Genomic DNA, 19,136 nt, shown 5'->3' with positions numbered 1-19,136 from the left:
TCCCATCGCATCACATGGCCGACAACGAGGCCTTCACCTACAACGGCGGGAAGGTCGAGCCGGGCGAGACACAGGACATCCGGTACGGCATCTCCGAGACGTATCTCGGGGACCCGGTTCGCATCCCCGTCACCATCATCAACGGGGAGCCGCCGGGGCCGACCGTGTTCCTCTCCGCCGCCGCTCACGGCGACGAACTGAACGGTATCGAGGTCGTCCGCGAGGTGGCCTATGAGTGGGACCTCGCGGACCTCGCGGGCACGCTCGTCTGCATGCCGGTGATGAACGTCCCGGCCTTTCTCGCCCAACAGCGGTATCTCCCCATCTACGACCGCGACCTGAACCGGTCGTTTCCGGGCTCCGAGACCTCGACGGGGGCCAAGCGGATGGCCCACCGCATCTACCAGAACTTCATCGCGCCCTGCGACCTCGGCATCGACTTCCATACCTCGACGCGGGGGCGGACCAACATGCTCCACGTCCGCGCCGATATGTCCGACCCCGCGGTCGCGCGCCTCGCCAACGCCTTCGGCTCGCACGTCATCATCGACAGCTCCGGGTCCAGCGGGATGCTCCGAACCGAGTCGTCCGCGAACGGGACGCCGGCCATCACCGTCGAGATGGGCGAGGCACACCGCTTCCAGCGCGAACTCATCGACGAGGCGCTGGCGGGCGTCGAGAGCGTCTTCGCCGAGTACGGCCTCCGAGGAACCTCGACGGTCAACTGGCCGGGCTGGCGCACCGTCATCTCCGACGAAAACGAGAAGACGTGGCTCCGCGCCGACGCGGGCGGCATCGTCGACATGCACCACGACCGCGGCGCGCTCGTCCACGAGGGCGACCGCATCTGCACGATTACGAACCCGTTCAAGGACGACAACGTGACGGTCGTCGCCCCCTTCACGGGCCTGCTCGTCGGCGTCCTCGAAAACCCGGTCGTCTACCCCGGCAACCCGCTTTGCCACCTCGTCGAACTCAAAGACAAGGTGCGGCGCGTCGTCGAGCGCGAGCAGTCCGGCTCCCCCGAAACGACGCGCTGAGACCGTTCGGCTCGACCCGAGACGCCCGGGGGCGGCGATTTTTGCCGACCCTCACGAAACTCCATACACGTAAGTTCTATACCCTCCCCTTCCCGACACTCACAAGAGCATGAGTCAGTCTTACAATCGGGGCCTCATCGAGGACTTCAGCAGATGGCGGGAGTTCTCGGCCGGCATGTGGGCCTGGATATTCCACAAGTTCACCGGCTGGGTGCTTGTGGGCTATCTCTTCACCCACATCGCCGTGTTGTCGACGGCCCTCTCGGGCGCGACGGCGTACACGAACACGATTCAGGCGCTCGAGAGCCTCCTGGTCGTGCGTATTCTCGAAGTCGGGCTGCTCGCGGTGGCGGTGTTCCACATCCTCAACGGGCTGCGGCTGCTGTTCGTCGACCTGGGCGTCGGGCTGGAAGCACAGGACAAGAGCTTCTACGCGTCGCTCATCCTCACGGGTGTCATCGTCGTTGCGAGCGTCCCCACGTTCCTCTCGGGGGTGAGCATCTAATGGCAGAACGATACACGTCCTTCGAGCCCGGCGGCCGGCGGTGGCTCTGGCAGCGGCTGACCGCCGCCTTCCTCGTCGTGGTGCTGGCGTTCCACTTCTTCCTGCTCCACTTCGTCAACCACGCCGACGAAGTGACGTTCGCCCTCTCGCAGGCGCGCATGGAGCAGCTGACGTACTTCTCGCTGATGATCCTGTTCCTCGTCACCGCGACGTTCCACGGGGTCAACGGCGTCTACAACGCCCTCGTCAACCAGGGTCTCTCTGGAACCCGGAAGACGGCGGTCAAGGCGATTCTCGGTCTCGCGAGCGTCCTGCTCATCGTGCAGGGCGTCCGCACGGCCCTCGAGTGGGCCGGAGGTGTTCCCATCTAATGAGCACGCAAGTTCCCGAAACTGTCGAGGAGGAATCGGCCACGGAGGCGGCGTCCGCCGGCAAGCAGAAGCGCGACGCCAAAAAGCGCGAGCGCGCCGAGCGCGTCCAAGAGCAGCGCGAGGCCGAGGCGGCCGAGAAAGCGCGCTCCGCGGACGACACCTACCACCTCAAGGTCTTCCGCTACGACCCCGAGGTGCCGGAGAAACAGGAGCCCCGCTTCGACGACTTCCACGTCCCGTACAAACAGGGCATGACGATTCTCGACGCGCTCATGTGGGCACGGGACCACTACGACTCCTCGCTTACCTTCCGGCACTCCTGCCGGCAGGCAATCTGTGGGTCCGACGCGCTGTTCGTCAACGGGTCGCAGCGACTCGGCTGTAAGACCCAACTGTCGGACCTCTCGGAGCCGATTCGGGTCGAACCGCTCCCGCACTCCGACGTGGTCAAAGACCTCGTCGTCGACATGGAGCACTTCTACGACCAGATGGAGTCGGTCGAGCCGTACTTCCAGACGAACTCGCTTCCGGACGGCGAACTCGACGAGCAGCGCCAGACGCGCGAGAACCGCGAGAAGGTCAAGATGTCCACCCGCTGCATCTGGTGTAGCGCGTGTATGTCCTCGTGTAACATCGCCGCCGGCGACAACGAGTATCTCGGTCCCGCGGCCATCAACAAGGCCTACCGCTTCGCCATGGACGAACGCGAAGGCGAGGACATGAAGCAGCGCCGCCTCGAAATCCTCGAACAGGAACACGGCGTCTGGCGCTGTCAGACCCAGTTCTCCTGTACGGAGGTGTGCCCGAAGGACATCCCCCTCACGGAGCACATCCAGGAGCTCAAGCGCGAGGCGATTAAGAACAACCTGAAGTTCTGGTGAACTTCCCGGTGAAACCCTGAAGTTCGACCAACCCTACGACACACCCAAACACACCATGTACGAACACGACGTTATCGTAGTCGGCGCGGGCGGGGCGGGCCTGCGCGCGGCGATTGCGGCACACGAGGAAGGGGCCGACGTGGCCATCGTGTCGAAGCTCCATCCGGTCCGAAGTCACACGGGCGCGGCGGAGGGCGGCATCAACGCCGCGCTCCGCGAAGGCGACTCGTGGGAGGACCACGCCTACGACACGATGAAGGGCTCGGACTATCTGGCCGACGCGCCGGCGGCCGAGACCCTCTGTAAGGACAGCCCGAAAGAGACCATCAAGCTCGAACACTGGGGGATGGCGTTCTCCCGTGACGACGACGGCCGCGTCAGCCAGCGGCCGTTCGGCGGGCTCTCGTTCCCGCGGACCACCTACGCGGGCGCGGAGACGGGCCACCAGCTGCTCCACACGATGTACGAGCAGCTCGTCAAGCGCGGCATCAAGGTGTACGACGAGTGGCACGTGACCCGACTGGCCGTCTCCGACGAGGAGAAGCCGGAGGACCGAACCTGTCACGGCATCGTCGCCTACGACGTCCAGACCGGCCAGGTCGAGGGCTTCCGCGCCCGCAACGGCGTCATCCTCGCCACCGGCGGGCTCGGACAGGTCTACGACCACACGACGAACGCGGTCGCCAACACCGGCGACGGCGTCGCGATGGCCTACCGCGCCGGCGCGCCGATGGAGGACATGGAGTTCATCCAGTTCCACCCGACGACGCTCCCCTCGACGGGCGTTCTCATCACCGAGGGCGTCCGCGGCGAGGGCGGCATCCTCTACAACGAGAACGGCGAGCGCTTCATGTTCGAGTACGGCTACGCGAACAACCTCGGCGAACTCGCCTCGCGCGACGTGGTCTCCCGGGCCGAACTCACGGAGGTCAACGAGGGCCGCGGCATCGAAGACGAGTACGTCCACCTCGACATGCGCCACCTCGGCGAAGAGCGCATCATCGACCGCCTCGAGAACATCGTCCACCTCTCGGAGGACTTCGAGGGCGTCAACCCCCTCGACGCGCCGATGCCGGTCAAGCCCGGCCAGCACTACGCGATGGGCGGCATCGAGACCGACGAGAACGGCGAGACCTGTATCTCCGGTCTCTACGCGGCAGGCGAGTGCGCCTGCGCCTCCGTCCACGGCGGCAACCGCCTCGGCGGCAACGCGCTCCCCGAACTCATCGTCTTCGGCAAGCGCGCCGGCCACCACGCCGCGGGCAAGGACATGGAGGAGGCCAAAATCACGACCGGCAAGGAAGGCGAGTACGAACTCGGCGAGGTCGACTCGCCGGTCGAACTCGGCGAAGCGGGTATCGGTGAGGACGCCGTCGCCGACGGCGGGACGGCGGCGGACGCCGGCGCGTCCGTCTCCGGGGCCGACCTCGTCCAGCGCGCCGTCGAAGACGAGCGCGAGACCATCGACACCCTCCTGGAGCGCGAAGACGGCATCCAGCAGGCCGAGATTCGCGAGCGCGTCCAGAAGTCGATGACGCGCAACGTGAACGTCTTCCGCGAGGAGTCGGCCCTCAAGGACGCGCTTCGCGACATCCGCGAGGCGCGCGAACTCTACCAGCAGGTGTTCGTGGGCGACAAGTCGCGGACGTTCAACACGGACCTCCTCCAGACGCTGGAGATGCGCAACATCCTCGACATCGCGGAAGCCATCACGCTCGGCGCACTCGCGCGCAACGAGTTCCGCGGAGCCCACTGGCGCAAGGAGTACCAAGAGCGCCGCGACGAGGAGTGGCTCAAGCACACGATGCTCTCGTGGAACGACGGCCGCCCGGAACTCTGGTACAAGCCGGTCATCCTCGAAGGCGAGAACAAGACGTACGAGCCGAAGACGCGGAGCTACTGACCCGACTGCGCCCCGTCCGAGTCGCGATCAATCTCTTTCGTCGCCGCTTTCGAGCGGTGCATCGCATGGAACCCAACGCCCCACAGCCGAGGGCTTCGGCCGAGTCCACCAACGCCTATTTGCCCGCTCGACCCCTACGCGCGACCGGAAGGGTGGCTCAGTGGTAGAGCACACCGGCACAGGCCCTCGCGGTCGGTCCGGTGGTTTTCAATGGCTTCGCGTGGTTCGACTCCCGCCCCTTCCGTCGCTTCGGGACGGCGTCCTCCGAGAACCCGAGACGCGCGTCCTTCGACGACAGTCGAAGTTAGCGCCGTCGAACGCCGCAGCGAATCGGATGTACGTTCGTGATGGATGCGACGATTCTCTCGAATTCGTGACGTTCGCGGCCTCACTCCCGACCACCAGACTTCGACGATTGTTGTAAGAGAGTTTTATTATCGTCGAAGCAAAGAGGATGACAACGACCATGCAACAGACGGTTCCGACCATCGAAGTCCCCGGCGAACTCGAATCGCCCTCGGCCAAGCTCGTGTACCTCTATCTCACCACGCACGACGGCGCGTCCATCTCCGACTTGCAGAACGGGTTGGAGATGAAGAAAATCGCCCTTTACAGCATCCTCAGCACGCTCTCGAAGCGCGGCTTCGTCCGACAGGACGCCGAGCACTACCACGTCGCTCAGTGACGGCCCAGCGAGTCAGTGATTTCTCGGTGAGCGCGCCGCCCGCACCTGCGCGCCGTCGCGGACCATATCCTCGCAGTTCGGGCAAACGCGCGGGTTCTCCATGCCATCGGGAGTGAATACTCGGGCGTATGCGGGCGTCACGAACGAACCACAGTTCTGACATTCCGGCATGGTATCTAGTATCCTCCATGAATATCACATAAGTTTTCTCCCTAGACGAGTGCGAGAAGTAGGCCGACGAGGAGGAGCGCGAAGATGAGAAGCGTCACGGCGAACATGAATTGATCGGTCCCGTTCATACCGAACATGACGTTCCCGATAAAGATAAAATTCCGTCTCGACGCCGCGGCCCGTCGCTCTCGGCGGTGTTGTCTAATTTTCGGCCGCGATAACGAGGGGGGTAGAACTAAATTCCTCGCACCCGTCGGTCCCCTAACGGTCCCCCCAATGGAGTTCGTGTACGCGCTGTCTGGGTTGTTCGCCGGGCTCTTTCTCGGAGCGGTGGCAGTCGTCACTGCGCTCACGTACACGCCCTACGGCGCGTCGCTGTTCGACACCGCGATAACGGCGCTGACCGGCGTCACGCTCCAACTGGGCAATCTGCTTTTCATCTCGGCGCTCACGGCCCTCGCGTTCGAGGGGCTGGCGATGGGCGGGATTCGGTATCCGGCCGTCGTCCCCGCGGCGTTCGCGTACGTGCTGACCCACGTCACGGTCTACTACTCGTGTATCCGAATCACCGACCTCCAGTCGGAGCCGCTCGACCCTGACGTTATCATCAAGCATAACCCGTTCCGCGCGCTCGTCCTCGGCGTTCCGGGGTCGTTGCTCCTCATCCGGGTTCGGTCTCCCACTCGACGGAACTGACGACGGTCCGGAAAACGTGAGTGAAACGGCGAGAGAAGCCAGGAGTGGGATTTGAACCCACGAAGTCTCGATTACAAGTCGAGTGCATGAACCGCCCATGCTCTCCTGGCGCGTCTGTCGATTACCCGTCCTCCTTTGAGTGTGTATCGCTTCGCATCGATTTCTCCAGTTCGACGCGGTGGGGCCGGTAGCCGTGTCGCCGGTAGAATCGACGGGCGGCCTCGTTGTCCGCCAGCACGTCCAACGCGACGGCGTCGACGCCGGCGTCGGCCAGCGCGTCCTCCGCCGCCGCCAGCAACCGCGTTCCGACGCCGGCGTCTCGGTACGCCGGGCGGACGAACAGATTCCGAACCATTCCGCGAGTCGCGTCCTGTTCGTACGCTCCCGCCTCGATGTCGAACATGACGAACCCGACGAGGCCGTCGGCGTCCGCGTCCTCTGCGCTGCTTCCGACCTCCGTGCCGCCATTGCTCACATCGCCCTCGCGGGCGACGAGGACGCCGTCGGCGGCGACGTGTCGAGCCAGCGCCTCCCGTATCGGTGTTCGGTTGGCCTCGGCTCGGAGGTGCGAGCCGGACGCCCGCTGGTCCGCGGCGAGTTCGACCCACAGCTCGACGAGGTCGTCGAGCTCCGAAAACGCCGCCGAACTGACGCGCATGGTCCCTGTCGGGACTCTACCCGCTTTTAAGTGTCGACGATTCGGACCGAATTCGAGTAATCGAGGTCCTGCGGGGTGTCAAGCGGGGTCAGTAAAGACGACCGATGAAGAAAGATTTATCTATGTTTATCGTCCGCACATATCATGAGGATAGTTATCAATGGGTATTGCCGAAACCTACTCCCGTGGAAGGCGGTTCGCCATCGAGCGTCCGTTCGCGCTCGTCTTGGCGGTCATCGTAGTCGTACTACTCGGTGACTTACTTCGCGGGTTAGCAACGGGGCAGACGCAGTTTGCCGACATTGGCACGCTCGTCTGGGATGGTCTGATGCGGGGGCTCGTAATCGGCCTCGCGGGCATCGGGTTGTCGATGACGTACAGCATTCTAAACTTCGCTAACTTCTCCCACGGCGACTACATCACGGCCGGGGCGTTCTCGGGGTGGGCGACGACGTACCTCATCGCCGGGTTGGGACGCGCCGATATCGGCGCGCTCCTGCTCGTCGGGGCCGGGGGGTCGGTCTACGGCGGGACGCTCGGCATCGGGATGCTCTCGACGCCGCTCGCGGTCGTCGCCGGTATCGTCGTCTCCGGCGGCTTCGCCATCGCGCTGTCGCTCGCGGTCGACCGCACCATTTTCAAACCGATTCGAAACGAGGACGGTATCACGCTTCTCATCACGAGCGTCGGCGTCGCGTTCGCGCTTCGCTACCTGATGCAGTTCGTCTTCGGCTCCGACGTGCGCGGCACGACCGCCCAACCGCCCTCGCTGTCGCTGGACTTCATCGACGGCACGGTGTTCATCAACGCCCACGACATCACGCTCCTCGTGGTCGCGTCGGCGCTGATGCTCGGCGTCCACGTGCTCTTACAGCGGACGAAACTCGGCAAGGCGATGCGCGCGATGGCCGACAACAAGGACCTCGCGCTCATCACCGGCATCTCGACCGAGCGCGTCGTCCGCGCGACCTGGATTATCGGCGGCGGGCTGACCGGCGTCGCGGGCTACATGTTCATCCTCTGGAAAGGGACCCTCGGGTTCAACGACGGGTGGCTGCTGTTGCTTCTCATCTTCGCCGCGGTTATCCTCGGCGGCATCGGCTCCATCTACGGGGCCATCGCCGGCGGCCTCGTCATCGGACTGACGGCGTCGATGTCGGTCCTGTGGATTCCCTCGGCGTTCTCGCGGGCCGCGGCCTTCGTCGTCATGATCGTCATCCTCCTCGTGAAACCGTCCGGGCTGTTCAGCGGGAGGGCGACCGCATGAGCGTCCGCGACGACTTCACCGCCCGCATCCCGGGCGGCGACGCGGGCCTCATCGTACTGGTCCTCCTCGGGACGTACCTCGCGTACGTCCTCGCGGGGGTCGTTCTCGGATACACGCTCCGCGGTCAACTCAACTCCATCGCGACGCTGACGTTCTACATCGGCGTCTTCGCCATGCTGTCGCTCGCGCTCAACCTCCATTGGGGGTACACCGGGCTGTTCAACATCGGCATCGTCGGCTTCATGGCCGTCGGCGTCTACGTCACGGCAATCGTGACGAAGCCGACGTACGTCGCCGGCGGCGCGGCGCAGGTCGGCGGCCTCGGCCTGCCGCTTTGGGTGGGTATCCTCGCCGGCATGACCGCGGCCGCGCTGTTGGGACTCGTGGTCGCGCTCCCGGCGCTTCGGTTGCGGGCCGACTACCTCGCAATCGTCACCATCGCGATGTCGGAAATCGTCCGGTTCAGCTTCCTCTCCGGGGAACTCCAGCAGTTCCAGCTGTTCGGTAACCGCGTCGGATTCGGCGGCGGGTCGGGTCTCATCCTCGACTTCTCCCCGCCGCTGGAGGCGCTGCTTCGTGGCGTCGGCCTCTGGAACGGATACCTCGGCTTCGTCGATGCCTTCCAAGTCCTCGTGCCGAGGAACCCCAAGCCGGTCGTCGACGGTCTCGTCTACGGGCTGTTGCTCCTCGGGTTCGTCGCGGGCTTCTACTGGCTGCTCAAGCGCACCGGCGAATCGCCGTTCGGTCGCGTGCTGAAGGCCATCCGCGAGGACGAGGACGTCGCGAACGCCCTCGGCAAGAACACCGACCGGTTCAAAATCAAGTCGTTCATGCTCGGCTGTGCGCTCATGGGGCTCGCCGGCATCCTCTGGCTCGTTCCACAGGGCGCGGTGACGCCGAACTTCTTCCGGCCGCGCGTGACGTTCTTCATTTGGATCGCGCTCATCATCGGCGGGGCCGGTTCGAACACGGGGAGCGTCCTCGGTGGGGCCGTCTTCGCGGCGGTGCTCTACCAGGGACCGCGGTACTTCCAGAACCTCGTGTCGGCGGTGTTCCCCAACTTCGACTCGCCGTCCGGCTTCGGACAGGCCATCTCGCCGCTCATCTCGCAGTTCGACCCCGTGCCGTTCCTCCTGTACACGGTCGACAGCATCCGACAGCTCCAGTTGGTCGTGATGGGCCTCGTGCTCATCTGGCTGATGCACAACCGGCCGGAGGGGATGCTCGGCTACCGCAAGGAGACCGCGTCCGTCATCCCGCTGTCGCGGCCGAAGTCGATGGCCGCGGACGGCGGCGTCGACGCCGCGGCCGAAGGAGGTGAGACCGATGAGTGACGCCGCCGACCAGCCCGTCGAAGACGTGGCGAACAAGGTCGACGAGGCCGCGCTCGGCGCGTTCGCCTCCGGCGTCGACACGTCGGTCGACTACCCGCTTCAGGTCGAGGGACTGGAGAAGTCCTTCGGCGGCATCACCGCCGTCGACGGCGCGACCTTCGAGGTCGAGTCCGGGACGCTCACGGGGCTCATCGGCCCGAACGGGGCCGGGAAGTCGACGACGTTCAACCTCATCACGGGCATGCTCAAGCCCGACGCCGGCACGGTCACGTTCAACGGCGAGGACATCACCGGCGAGGAACCCCACCAAATCGCCAACCGCGGGATGGTCCGAACGTTCCAAATCGCCCGCGAACTGAGCGAGATGACCGTCCTCGAAAACATGATGCTCGCGCCGAAACACCAGCGCGGCGAGGCGCTGTGGCGCTCGGTCATGCCGGGCGTCCGCGACGACGTCCGCGAACAGGAAGCGGAACTCCTCGAACGCGTCTGGGAGGTGCTCGACTTCTTCGACATCGCCCACATCGCAGAGGAGTACGCGGGCAATCTCTCCGGCGGGCAGCGCAAACTCCTCGAGATGGCGCGGGCCCTCCTGACCGACCCCGACATGCTGCTCTTGGACGAGCCGTTCGCCGGGGTCAACCCCACGCTCGAGAAGAAACTGCTCGAACACGTACACGAACTCCGCGAGCAGGGCTACACGTTCCTGCTCGTCGAACACGACATGGACCTCATCATGAACAACTGTGAACACGTCATCGTCCTCCACCAGGGCTCGGTGCTCACGGAGGGGACGCCGGACGAGATTCGGAGCAACGAAGAGGTCATCGAGGCCTACCTCGGAGGCAACGTATGAGCGTCGACGCCAACACCGACGCGACGAGCGGCGCGGGCGTCGAAGGGCGCGACGACGTGCTCCTGCGCGTCCGCGACCTCGACGCCGGCTACGGCGACCTCCAGATTCTCACCGACGTCGACATGGACGTGTTCGACGGCGAGTACGTCACCATCGTCGGCCCGAACGGGGCCGGCAAGTCCACGACGATGAAGTCCGTCTTCGGCCTGACCGCCCACATGGGTGGGACTGTCCGGTTCAAAGACGGGGACATCACCGGGCGTCGACCCGAGGACATCATCCACGTCGGCATCGGTTACGTCCCGCAGAACGACAACATCTTCCCGACGCTGACGGTCGAAGAGAACCTCGAGATGGGCGCGTACATCCTCGACGAGGTGCCGCAGGACGCCATGGAGGCGGTCTACGAGCGGTTCCCCATCCTCAGAGAGCGGAAAGACCAGAAGGCGGGCACGATGTCCGGCGGGCAACAGCAGATGCTCGCGATGGGTCGCGCGCTCATGCTCGACCCCGACTTGCTGCTTCTCGACGAACCCTCGGCGGGGCTCGCGCCCGACCTCGTCGAGGAGATGTTCGACAAAATCGACGAGATTAACGAGGCCGGCACGGCCGTCCTGATGGTCGAACAGAACGCGAAGGAAGCGCTCCGACGCTGCGACCGTGGTTACGTCTTAGCCAACGGACAGAACCGCTACATGGACACCGGTACCGCGCTCCTCGAAGACGAACAGGTCCGGCAGGACTTCCTCGGCGGCTAGCCCGTCTCGGCGGTCCACGCTCTTTTTGGGCAATCAACTGCAGACGTACTCGAATGACTCGACCGAGAGGTCGCCATCTCCACCGCCGGCGTCGTCACTAGCGGCGTCCGCGTCAGCGGGTCGAACGAGCGTCAGCGTCACGTCAGGTCGCGCTCCGCCTCGCCCTCGTTTTCGACGTGAACCGAGGCCGTCTTGGGCCAGCCAGACCCGACCCGAAGCGAGCCGTCTGCCGCGACGAGCACCGCGAGCGTCGGCCAGCCCCACTTCTCCGAGATGTCCCACTCGTGGGTCGCGGTGCGGCCGTCTTCGGCCTCCACGACACCTCGTAGGTCCCGTGGGACGCCACGAGCGCCGGCGTCGAAATCTCGCGGTCGGTCGCCGCGTCGAAGGCGCGTTCGAAAACGCGGCTTCCGTCGTGGTCGATGGCGACGGTGAGCCGAGCGTCGGCGTCGCTCCGATTCCGAATCGTCGCGCTCGGCGGTGCGAAGATGTCTTTCGCACCCGTGACGGTGTACGGGAGATCGGCAGCGTCGAGAGCCGGCCGCACGCGTTGTCGCGGTTCGAGGTCCGCGTCGGACGTGACGACGAGTTCGAGATGGCGCGTCTCGTCGGTGACCGTCCACTCGTAGTCGAGCGTCGCACCCGCTTCGAGTTCTGCGACGACGCGGACAGTTCTCTCACCGACGAGGTCGTTCTCGACGCTCCGCCCGCGGCCGGGACCCGCTCCGATGTCGAGCGACCCGACGAAACGCGTCTCGTCGCCGCCGGTCACACGGACCGACAGCGTGTGCGACTTGTCGTCCTCGTTGACGACCGAGAGGCCGATGCTGGAGTCCGGTTCCGACGTGTTCGTCTCGGTCGGCGGGTCGGTCGTCGCCATCGTCGTCTGTGGGTTCACGGGGGTCTCAACCGGTTCGTCCAAGTCGCTGAGACAGCCGGCAGCGAGCCCGAGGGCCGAACCGGCGACCGTCGAGAGGAGGGCGCGGCGCTTCATCGACTCACATCTGTCAGCGGTCGTGTGAGTGTCTTGTGTCGGGGAGTCGTGTGCGGCAGTCGAGCGCAACCGCTCGCGTCGGCGGCGACGAAAGAAAAGTCGGGTCTGTCGAGTCGGTCTCAGTTGTCCGGGCCGGAGAGCGCCGTCTCGATGACGGAGGAGTACGACGACTCGCCGATGTTGAACGCGACCTGGTTGTACACTTCGCCGTCGAACGAGTCGCTGAACACGTTCGAGAAGCGCTCCGAGAGCTGCTGGCCGTAGTCGTTGTTGACGTACAGCGTCGAGACCGAACTGACTTCGAGGCGCTCGGCCATGACCTGTGCCATGACGCGGCCCTGCAGGAAGTCGGACGGTGCAGTTCGGAAGATGAAGTCGTTGTCTTCGAGGTTCGAGACGGACAGAGCCGTTGAGGACGGCGAGCAACCGACGATTTCGTTCGGGATGAACGCCTGCTTCGAGACGGGGACGTTCACGCCGGACGACGCGGACCCACAGACGGACGGAACACCCGCGGAGACGAGCGACTGCGCGGCGGAGACACCGGAGCTCGGGGACGTTTGGGTGTCTTCGATTTGGGCGTTGACGGAGAGCCCGGCCGGGTTGGCGTCGTTGACCTGCATGACAGGAATCTGTGCGGCCTGAATCATCGGCGCACCGACGGCAGCGAGGTCGCCGGTTTCGGGCAGCAGGATGCCGACCGACATCTCGCGGTCGGAACCTCCCGGACCGCTGTCCGCGGACGGGCCGTCCCCGTCGGAGTTCTCGCCGGCGAACGACTGCGTCTCGACGCTCGACGTGGCGTTGTTCTCGGCGTCGAACTCCCAGATGGAGTACGCGGCTTCCGCCGGGTCGCCGTTCTCGTCGAAGTTGACGGACGAGGACGCGCCCTGGTAGTCGATGTCTTCACCGTTCGCGGCGGCCTCGATGCCCTCGACGAGGTTGTCCGGTCCGACGGTCATTCCATCGGGGTTCGCCATCCGGCGCATCTGGTCTTTGATGGCCGGGCCGGAGTTCTCCCCGGCGGCGGCGTTCGAGAGCAGTTGAATCGCGACCGAGTCGTAGGTCTGCGACGTGAAGACGCCCGGGGCCGCGCCGTACTCGTCTTCGAACAGTTGGTTGAACGTGTCTTGGTTCGGACCGCCCGCGGCGGGTGCTGTCCCGGTCACGTTCGCCATGTCGTTGCCGACCTGTCCGGGCATCGACCCGGAGCGCATTCCGTCGGGCACGAGTATCTCCTCGCTCCCGTCGGACGCGCTGTAGTAGTCACGGAACAGTTGAATACCACTTTCGGGGTAGCCGATGACGACGAGCCCCTCGGGACCGCCGCCACCGCCGCCGCCACCGATGCATCCGGATAAGCCAGTCAAGCCTGCCGCGCCCGCGGCTCCCACTCCCTTGAGGAAGTCGCGGCGTACGATATCACGTACCATGTGAAAGCCAATGGCAACTCCCACCTATAAAACTTACTTCCCGAGTTTGAAAAGCCACGATAATTGCGACCGACGGCGGTGCGAGAATCGGTTGTGTGAAACTGCCTGTCAATGTGTTTTATATACTCGTCAGTCGAAGCCGGCGAACCGCTGCGTTCAAACCCGTTCGCGGGCGTCTTTGGGACAATGACCATCCCGTCGTTCGTCATCGGTATCGCCGGGGGCAGCGGTGCCGGAAAGACGACCGTGGCTCGACTCATCACGGAGAACGTCGGTGAGTCCGTGACCCGGATTCCGATTGACAACTACTACAAAGACCAGAGTCACCTCGATATGGCCGAACGCGAGCAGGTGAACTACGACCACCCCTCCGCGTTCGAGTGGGACCTGCTGTACGAACAGCTCTCGGAGCTCATGGAGGGACGGGCGGTCGAGATGCCGCAGTACGACTTCGAGATTCACAACCGAAAGTCCGAGCGTGAGACCGTCGAGCCGACTGACGTCATCATTCTCGAAGGGATTCTCGCGCTCTACGACGAGGACGTAAACGAGATGCTCGACCTTCGGCTCTACGTCGAGACCGACGCCGACGTTCGCATCCTCCGGCGCATCCAGCGCGACGCCATTGACCGCGGACGCGACCTCCAGGGGGTCATCGACCAGTACCTCTCGACGGTCAAGCCGATGCACGAGCAGTTCATCGAACCGACGAAGAAACACGCCGACCTCATCATCCCCGAAGGGGCAAACAGCGTCGCCGTCACGCTGCTCGAAGAGAAGGTTCAGGCCGAAGTCGAGGGCGACGAGACGCGCACCTGGGAGCGCGACGCCATCGAACGGGAGGTCCAAGAGCGGGCCTCGTCCCGCGGGTCCGGAAACTAACTCGCCGTCGCGGGCCGAAAACAATCTCGAAACTTACGCCTTCTTACCGGTGACGAACTGCGCTGCGCCCTCGTAGAACCAGAAGTCGTTTTCGCGCATCGCCTTGCCGACGGCCTTGTGTAGTTCGACGAAGTCGTCGAACTCCTCACCTTCGACGTGTTCGAAGATGTCCGAAAGCGAGACGACGCGCTCGGAGTCGAGTCGGATGGGGTGGTCGCCGTACTCCTCGACGAACGCCGCTTTGTTCAGCGGGAAGTCCTCGTCTTCGTCGACCTTCTTCGCGATGACCGCCTGGCCGTACTTGCGTCCGCCTTCGCTCCCCTCTTCGCCGTCCGGGTCGTGTGGCCAATCCATACCCGAGTGTTGGCAGGCCGATTCAAAGCCGTTACGCATCTGTTGATATCTGTCATGCGAAACGCCGCGTGGTCACGGTGTTTGCTACCGATGAACAAGAAATATACGCGTGGCACGCCATGGTTCTTGGAGTCATGCGAGCGACCGAGCGCCCGACGTTCGAATCCGAGGCGAGCAAGGTTATCTACGAGTACGTCGAGCGGCACGGCACCGCCAAGCGAAACGTCCTCCTCGACGTCGCGCCCGTGCCGTCCGACGAGTTCCGAACCGAACTCGACCGACTGAAATCGCGCGGCTACCTCGAAGAAGACGGCGGCACGCTCCAGTTGGCGCTCGACGTAGGCACCATCGAGGAACACGACACCGACGCCGGCATCGTCACTATCCGGCCCGGCCGTCAACGCGACTTCGAGGGCCTCATCGACGCGATTCGAGACGTGACCTCCGAGGAGACGTACGTCGTCGCCGAGACCATCGCCGAACAACTCCTCTACGACGAGGCGGTCACGCGTCACAACCGCGTCGAGTCCCGCGTGTTCTTCGTCGCGACGCTCGGCGAGGAGGTCGTCGGCTGGACGCACCTCGACCTCCCGCAGGTGTCGCGCATCCGCGAGACCGCCCAGCAGACCGTCGGCGTCAAGGAGGACTACCGCGGGGCGGGCATCGGCAGCCTCCTGTTGCGCCGCGGCCTCGACTGGGCCGAAGCCAACGGCTTCCGGAAAGTGTACAACAGCGTCCCGATGACGAACGACCGCGCGCTGGAGTTCCTCGGCGACCACGACTGGGAGACCGAGGCGATTCGCAGAGACCACTACACCATCGGTGACGAACACGTCGACGAGGTGATGATGGCGTACCGGTTCTGAACGGGTCGAGGGCTGTGGGTCGCTTTTTCGGGGTTGTTGGTGTCGCTTGGAGTGGATGCGATGGGACTGGGAGTTGAACCTCACTCGCTCCGCTCACGTCGTTCGCTCCGCTCCCTGCTTCAAATCCCAGTTGACCGAATCAACGCTCACGCCGGCGAGCACACGCTACGCGGTGCTCGCCGAGTCGTTCGCGTCAGAATGCGGTGGGACTGGGATTTGAACCCAGGATTCCGTGAGGAAACCTGCTTTCAAGGCAGGCGCGTTAGGCCACTCCGCCATCCCACCTTCACACGGGGATTTTGAGTCGGATACCTAAGAGTTGTCGCTTCGCTCAGTCGCGGACGAGTTCCAACACGCCGTCGGTCGACTCGACCCGGAGTCCCTCCTCGAAGACGAACGTCGTCGTGTGCTCGGGGACGAGCCGCTCGGATTCGACCCGCGACCGGAGCATCGGCACGACCGTGGCGAGGTCCGCGCCCGTTTCGAGGACCGGAAGCATCGGGACGTAGTCGAGGCCGTGACCCGCGTCGTCGGCGCGGCGAGCGAGCGTCTCGACTTCCGGCTCCGCGTAGGCGTCGGTGAAGTCGATGGGGTCGAGGAAGCCCGAGAAGTAGACGCGGCCCTCCGTCGAGGGGCCGAGGACGACCGGCGTGCTCCGGAGCTTCATCGCCGCGCTGTCGAGGTGCGTGCGGCCGAGCAGCGGCGCGATGGGTCGAACGACTGCCGCCGAGTGGACCTCCTCCTCCTCGTTGAGCAGATGCGAGACGGTGTTACCCGCGCGGGCGGAGAACGTCGAGCCGACCTGCGGTTCGAACCGCGCGTTGTCGGTGCCGCCGAGGGCGTCGGCGACGACGCTCCGAATCTCGGCTTCCGAGTCGTGGTCCCCGGCGAACTCGTCGGGGAGCTCGTCCTCGGCGCGGTAGTTGACGAGGAGGTCGCCGCCCGACCGCTCGACGGCGATACAGACGTCTTTGAGCATCGCGGCGTAGAGGTCCGCGGCTTCGGCCTCCGAGAGCGGACTCGTCTCCGCGAGTTCCGAAAGCACCAGTCCCGGCCGCGGCGGTTCGGCGAGTACGGCGATGACCGTCATACCCACCCCTCGCGCCGGGGAACCCTTGAACCCGCCGCTTGCGGGACGCGGCCCCGGACGCGACGGGAATCGTCCGCCCGACTCAGCGACTCTGCCGTCCCTTCGTCTGCCGGTAGTCCCGGCCGAACACGGACTCGCGGACGTGTTCGACGAACGCCTCGGCGTCGGCGTCGGTCAGGCGCTCCGGCTCCTTCATCGGGACGAGTTCGAAGCCGCGGCCGCGGATGGTCGTCGCGTGCTCCGCGTCGACGTCGAAGCTGTCGGCCGCGCGCGTGGTGTAATCGAACGCGAGCGCCTCCAGCGCGGCCTGTCCGACGGGAACGATGATGTGCGGGTTTATCATCCGAACCTCCGCGTTCAGGTAGGGCTCGCAGGTCGCAACCTCGTCGTCGCTCGGCCCGCGGTCGGGGTGTCGACAGCGCGTGAGATACGTGAAAAAGACGTTCTGTACGTCCGGCTCGTCGGCGTCCGGTTCGGACCGGACGAAGCCGAGGTCGCCGAGGATGCGCTGGACGCGCCGTCCGGCCTCGTCGCCGGTGAAAGGGACGCCCGTCCGTTCCGCGGCCGCGGTCGGAGCCTCGCCGACGAACAGGAACTCCGCGCCCACGTCGCCGTAGCCGTGGACGACCTGCTCGCGCGTCTCGCAGAGCCCCGAGCAGTTCGTGCAGTCGGTGTCCATCGAGAAGGGGTTCCGGAACTGGCGTTGGTGTGCGTCCACACCCTCGAATTCGGCTCCGGGACCAAAACCCGCCCGGTCCGTGCAGATAGTCCATCACTCTCGACCCCGCTCCTGCACCGTCCGTCCACCTCTCGCTGACGGGCTTCGGCCGAGCCGGCGGTGGTGCGTGGTGAAAGTGAACGTGGGACGAACAGGCGGACTCGTGGGTGAAGACGACGCTGTCGCTCGAATCGCGGAATCGGGAAAAGCGGAAGTGAACCGAGCGGAGGCGAACGCGAGTCGGTCGGCGGCAGTTCGGTGGTCAGAGCGGTTCAGCGGTCGATGCCGCCCTGCGCCTTGATGTCCATGATGTGGCGGACGTTCAGGTAAATCTCCTCGGGCGAGGTGTCGCCGTCGGGGTCGTAGAGGTCGCTGACGCGGTAGAGGATGGCCGACACCTGCCGGCTCTCGGAGGACTCGCCGTAGATGTCGTCGGCGATTTCGCGGAGGAACGCGACGCGCTCGGGGTCCGCGGGGAAGTCGGCGTCGGAGTCCGGGGCCATCTCCCAGTCGACCTCCTCGGCATCGCCGTCGGTGTCCGCGCCGGCGTCAGCATCGGTGTCCACGTCCGCGTCAGCGTCGGGTCGCCCGTCGTCGCTCATCGCTCGCTGACGCTCCGCCGCTGGACGATACCGACCATGTCGGCGATGTTCTCGGTCATCACGCGGAACGCGTCGGCCGTCTCGTCGTCGTCTTCGAGGACGATGGGCTTGCCGCCGTCGCCGCCCTCGCGGACGGCCGGGTCGAGCGGGAGCGCCCCGAGGAACGGCAGGTCGTTCGAGGCGGCGAACTCGCGGCCGCCGCCCGCGCCGAAGATGTCGTGGCGGTTCCCGCAGTCGGGACACCGGAACGTGCTCATGTTCTCGACGATGCCGAGGACGTTCGTGTCGTGCTTGCCGAACATCCGGAGGCCCTTGTTGGCGTCGTCGAGGGCGACGTTCTGCGGGGTCGTGACGATGACCGCGCCCGTGAGCGGGAGCGTCTGGAGGATTGACAGTTGGGTGTCGCCCGTGCCCGGCGGCAGGTCGAGCACGAGGTAGTCGAGGCTGCCCCACTCCACGTCCTCGACGAGTTGGGTGAGCAGCTGGTGGACCATCGGGCCGCGCCAGATGACCGGGTCGTCGTCGCCGACGAGGAACGCCATCGACATGAGCTTCATCCCGTACTTCTCCGGCGGGACGATGGTCTGGTCTTGGGTCGCCTGCGGCGCTTCCTCGGCGGCGACCATCCGCGGGACGTTCGGCCCGTAGATGTCGGCGTCGAACAGGCCGACGCGCGCGCCGAGCTTCGAGAGGCCGGCCGCGAGGTTCACGGCGACCGTCGATTTGCCGACGCCGCCCTTCCCGGAGGCGACGGCGATGATGTTCTTCACGCCGGGGAGCACCTCCTCGTCGGGGTCGCGGTCGGTCGGCACTTTGGCGGTGAGGTCGACCTCCAGCCCGTCCTCGGCGAGCACCTCGCGGATTCGGCGGCCGATGTCCGTCTCCGCCGGAGAGTACGGCGCACCGAGCGCGAGCGAGATACGGACGGTGTCGCCGTCCACCTCGACGGCGTTCACCAGTCCGAGCGAGACGACGTCGTCTCCGAGGTCGGGGTCCTCGACCGCACGCAAGCGGTCGCGTACGTCGGCTTCGTCCATGTCCGTCACTCCGGCGGTGCGGCCGATAAGGGTTT

21 protein-coding genes, 3 tRNA genes and 1 pseudogene are annotated in these 19,136 nt (G+C 65.4%); 14 read left to right on the top strand and 11 right to left on the bottom strand.

All coding sequences use genetic code 11. The features are described 5' to 3' along the window. Positions 1–14 precede the first annotated feature (14 nt). The 7 genes from HVO_RS18300 to HVO_RS18275 all read left to right on the top strand — a co-directional run bounded on the left by HVO_RS18300 (position 15) and on the right by HVO_RS18275 (position 5,385). Complete coding sequence (locus tag HVO_RS18300) at positions 15–1,040, top strand: succinylglutamate desuccinylase/aspartoacylase family protein (protein WP_004043054.1); 1,026 nt, start codon at positions 15–17, stop codon at positions 1,038–1,040. A gap of 109 nt (positions 1,041–1,149) precedes the next feature. Beyond that, positions 1,150–1,545 (top strand): succinate dehydrogenase, cytochrome b556 subunit, encoded by a 396-nt coding sequence (gene sdhC, locus HVO_RS18295; protein ID WP_004043053.1) that lies wholly within the window; start codon positions 1,150–1,152, stop codon positions 1,543–1,545. Then, positions 1,545–1,916 (top strand): succinate dehydrogenase hydrophobic membrane anchor subunit, encoded by a 372-nt coding sequence (locus HVO_RS18290; protein WP_004043052.1) that lies wholly within the window; start codon positions 1,545–1,547, stop codon positions 1,914–1,916. Before sdhC ends, HVO_RS18290 begins: the two co-directional genes overlap by 1 nt. Further along, complete coding sequence (locus HVO_RS18285) at positions 1,916–2,797, top strand: succinate dehydrogenase/fumarate reductase iron-sulfur subunit (RefSeq protein WP_004043051.1); 882 nt, start codon at positions 1,916–1,918, stop codon at positions 2,795–2,797. The genes HVO_RS18290 and HVO_RS18285 overlap by 1 nt, the downstream gene beginning before the upstream one ends. A 55-nt stretch (positions 2,798–2,852) precedes the next feature. Further along, entirely contained in the window at positions 2,853–4,700 is a 1,848-nt protein-coding gene (locus HVO_RS18280; protein ID WP_004043050.1) for an FAD-binding protein, read from the top strand. Positions 4,701–4,846: 146 nt separating this feature from the next. After that, positions 4,847–4,944: transfer RNA gene (locus tag HVO_RS20705), tRNA-OTHER, on the top strand. Between the two features lie 222 nt (positions 4,945–5,166). Then, a complete protein-coding gene (locus HVO_RS18275) occupies positions 5,167–5,385 on the top strand; it encodes a helix-turn-helix domain-containing protein (protein WP_004043049.1) in 219 nt (72 codons plus the stop codon). 12 nt (positions 5,386–5,397) lie between these two features. On the opposite strand, the gene HVO_RS21650 is transcribed toward HVO_RS18275, so the two are convergent. Beyond that, entirely contained in the window at positions 5,398–5,556 is a 159-nt protein-coding gene (locus tag HVO_RS21650; RefSeq protein WP_013035319.1) for a DUF7563 family protein, read from the bottom strand. A gap of 276 nt (positions 5,557–5,832) precedes the next feature. Between HVO_RS21650 and HVO_RS18270 the strand changes: the two genes are divergently transcribed. Beyond that, on the top strand, positions 5,833–6,252 hold the full coding sequence (locus HVO_RS18270; protein WP_004043048.1) for a hypothetical protein: 420 nt from the start codon (positions 5,833–5,835) through the stop codon (positions 6,250–6,252). 36 nt (positions 6,253–6,288) lie between these two features. Here the strand turns inward: HVO_RS18270 and HVO_RS18265 are convergent. Beyond that, a tRNA-Thr gene (locus HVO_RS18265) sits at positions 6,289–6,362 on the bottom strand. Positions 6,363–6,373: 11 nt separating this feature from the next. Then, on the bottom strand, positions 6,374–6,910 hold the full coding sequence (locus tag HVO_RS18260; protein ID WP_004043047.1) for a GNAT family N-acetyltransferase: 537 nt from the start codon (positions 6,908–6,910) through the stop codon (positions 6,374–6,376). Between the two features lie 328 nt (positions 6,911–7,238). Between HVO_RS18260 and HVO_RS18255 the strand changes: the two genes are divergently transcribed. Genes HVO_RS18255 through HVO_RS18240 form a run of 4 tightly spaced genes read left to right on the top strand, consistent with a single transcriptional unit; the run spans position 7,239 to position 11,125 of the window. Continuing rightward, on the top strand, positions 7,239–8,177 hold the full coding sequence (locus tag HVO_RS18255; RefSeq protein WP_004043046.1) for a branched-chain amino acid ABC transporter permease: 939 nt from the start codon (positions 7,239–7,241) through the stop codon (positions 8,175–8,177). Next, positions 8,174–9,511 (top strand): branched-chain amino acid ABC transporter permease, encoded by a 1,338-nt coding sequence (locus HVO_RS18250; RefSeq protein ID WP_004043045.1) that lies wholly within the window; start codon positions 8,174–8,176, stop codon positions 9,509–9,511. Before HVO_RS18255 ends, HVO_RS18250 begins: the two co-directional genes overlap by 4 nt. Further along, positions 9,504–10,367, top strand: a complete 864-nt coding sequence (locus HVO_RS18245) for an ABC transporter ATP-binding protein (RefSeq protein ID WP_004043044.1) — start codon at positions 9,504–9,506, stop codon at positions 10,365–10,367. Before HVO_RS18250 ends, HVO_RS18245 begins: the two co-directional genes overlap by 8 nt. Further along, positions 10,364–11,125, top strand: a complete 762-nt coding sequence (locus tag HVO_RS18240) for an ABC transporter ATP-binding protein (protein ID WP_004043043.1) — start codon at positions 10,364–10,366, stop codon at positions 11,123–11,125. Before HVO_RS18245 ends, HVO_RS18240 begins: the two co-directional genes overlap by 4 nt. A 72-nt stretch (positions 11,126–11,197) precedes the next feature. On the opposite strand, the pseudogene HVO_RS19650 reads toward HVO_RS18240, so the two are convergent. Both HVO_RS19650 and HVO_RS18230 read right to left on the bottom strand, forming a co-directional pair. Then, positions 11,198–12,119: pseudogene (locus tag HVO_RS19650) on the bottom strand (hypothetical protein); the annotation flags it as partial. A gap of 119 nt (positions 12,120–12,238) precedes the next feature. Continuing rightward, a complete protein-coding gene (locus tag HVO_RS18230) occupies positions 12,239–13,552 on the bottom strand; it encodes an ABC transporter substrate-binding protein (RefSeq protein ID WP_013035593.1) in 1,314 nt (437 codons plus the stop codon). A gap of 186 nt (positions 13,553–13,738) precedes the next feature. On the opposite strand from HVO_RS18230, the gene udk reads away from it, so the two are divergent. Further along, positions 13,739–14,434 carry a uridine kinase gene (gene udk, locus HVO_RS18225; RefSeq protein WP_004043040.1) on the top strand — a complete coding sequence of 232 codons (696 nt, stop codon included), beginning with the start codon at positions 13,739–13,741 and terminating at the stop codon, positions 14,432–14,434. A 33-nt stretch (positions 14,435–14,467) separates the two neighbouring features. On the opposite strand, the gene HVO_RS18220 is transcribed toward udk, so the two are convergent. Further along, positions 14,468–14,788: a DUF5785 family protein gene (locus tag HVO_RS18220; RefSeq protein ID WP_004043039.1), complete on the bottom strand. Its 321-nt coding sequence runs from the start codon at positions 14,786–14,788 to the stop codon at positions 14,468–14,470. Between the two features lie 134 nt (positions 14,789–14,922). Between HVO_RS18220 and HVO_RS18215 the strand changes: the two genes are divergently transcribed. Beyond that, on the top strand, positions 14,923–15,654 hold the full coding sequence (locus HVO_RS18215) for a GNAT family N-acetyltransferase (protein ID WP_004043038.1): 732 nt from the start codon (positions 14,923–14,925) through the stop codon (positions 15,652–15,654). Between the two features lie 201 nt (positions 15,655–15,855). Here the strand turns inward: HVO_RS18215 and HVO_RS18210 are convergent. From HVO_RS18210 to HVO_RS18190, 5 genes are all read right to left on the bottom strand, one after another. Then, a tRNA-Ser gene (locus HVO_RS18210) sits at positions 15,856–15,939 on the bottom strand. A 46-nt stretch (positions 15,940–15,985) separates the two neighbouring features. After that, the gene (locus HVO_RS18205; protein ID WP_004043037.1) at positions 15,986–16,744 is read right to left on the bottom strand and encodes a hypothetical protein; all 759 of its coding nucleotides are present in this window, start codon (positions 16,742–16,744) and stop codon (positions 15,986–15,988) included. An 82-nt stretch (positions 16,745–16,826) separates the two neighbouring features. Next, positions 16,827–17,462, bottom strand: a complete 636-nt coding sequence (locus HVO_RS18200) for a uracil-DNA glycosylase (RefSeq protein ID WP_004043036.1) — start codon at positions 17,460–17,462, stop codon at positions 16,827–16,829. Positions 17,463–17,734: 272 nt separating this feature from the next. Continuing rightward, the gene (locus HVO_RS18195) at positions 17,735–18,064 is read right to left on the bottom strand and encodes a hypothetical protein (protein WP_004043035.1); all 330 of its coding nucleotides are present in this window, start codon (positions 18,062–18,064) and stop codon (positions 17,735–17,737) included. Then, entirely contained in the window at positions 18,061–19,101 is a 1,041-nt protein-coding gene (locus tag HVO_RS18190) for an Mrp/NBP35 family ATP-binding protein (RefSeq protein ID WP_004043034.1), read from the bottom strand. Before HVO_RS18190 ends, HVO_RS18195 begins: the two co-directional genes overlap by 4 nt. Positions 19,102–19,136 lie beyond the last annotated feature (35 nt).

Source organism: Haloferax volcanii DS2 (genome assembly GCF_000025685.1).
Classification (GTDB): domain Archaea; phylum Halobacteriota; class Halobacteria; order Halobacteriales; family Haloferacaceae; genus Haloferax; species Haloferax volcanii.
The sequence above is the reverse complement of the archived record's forward strand: the minus strand, read 5'-3'. Positions and strand labels throughout refer to the sequence as shown.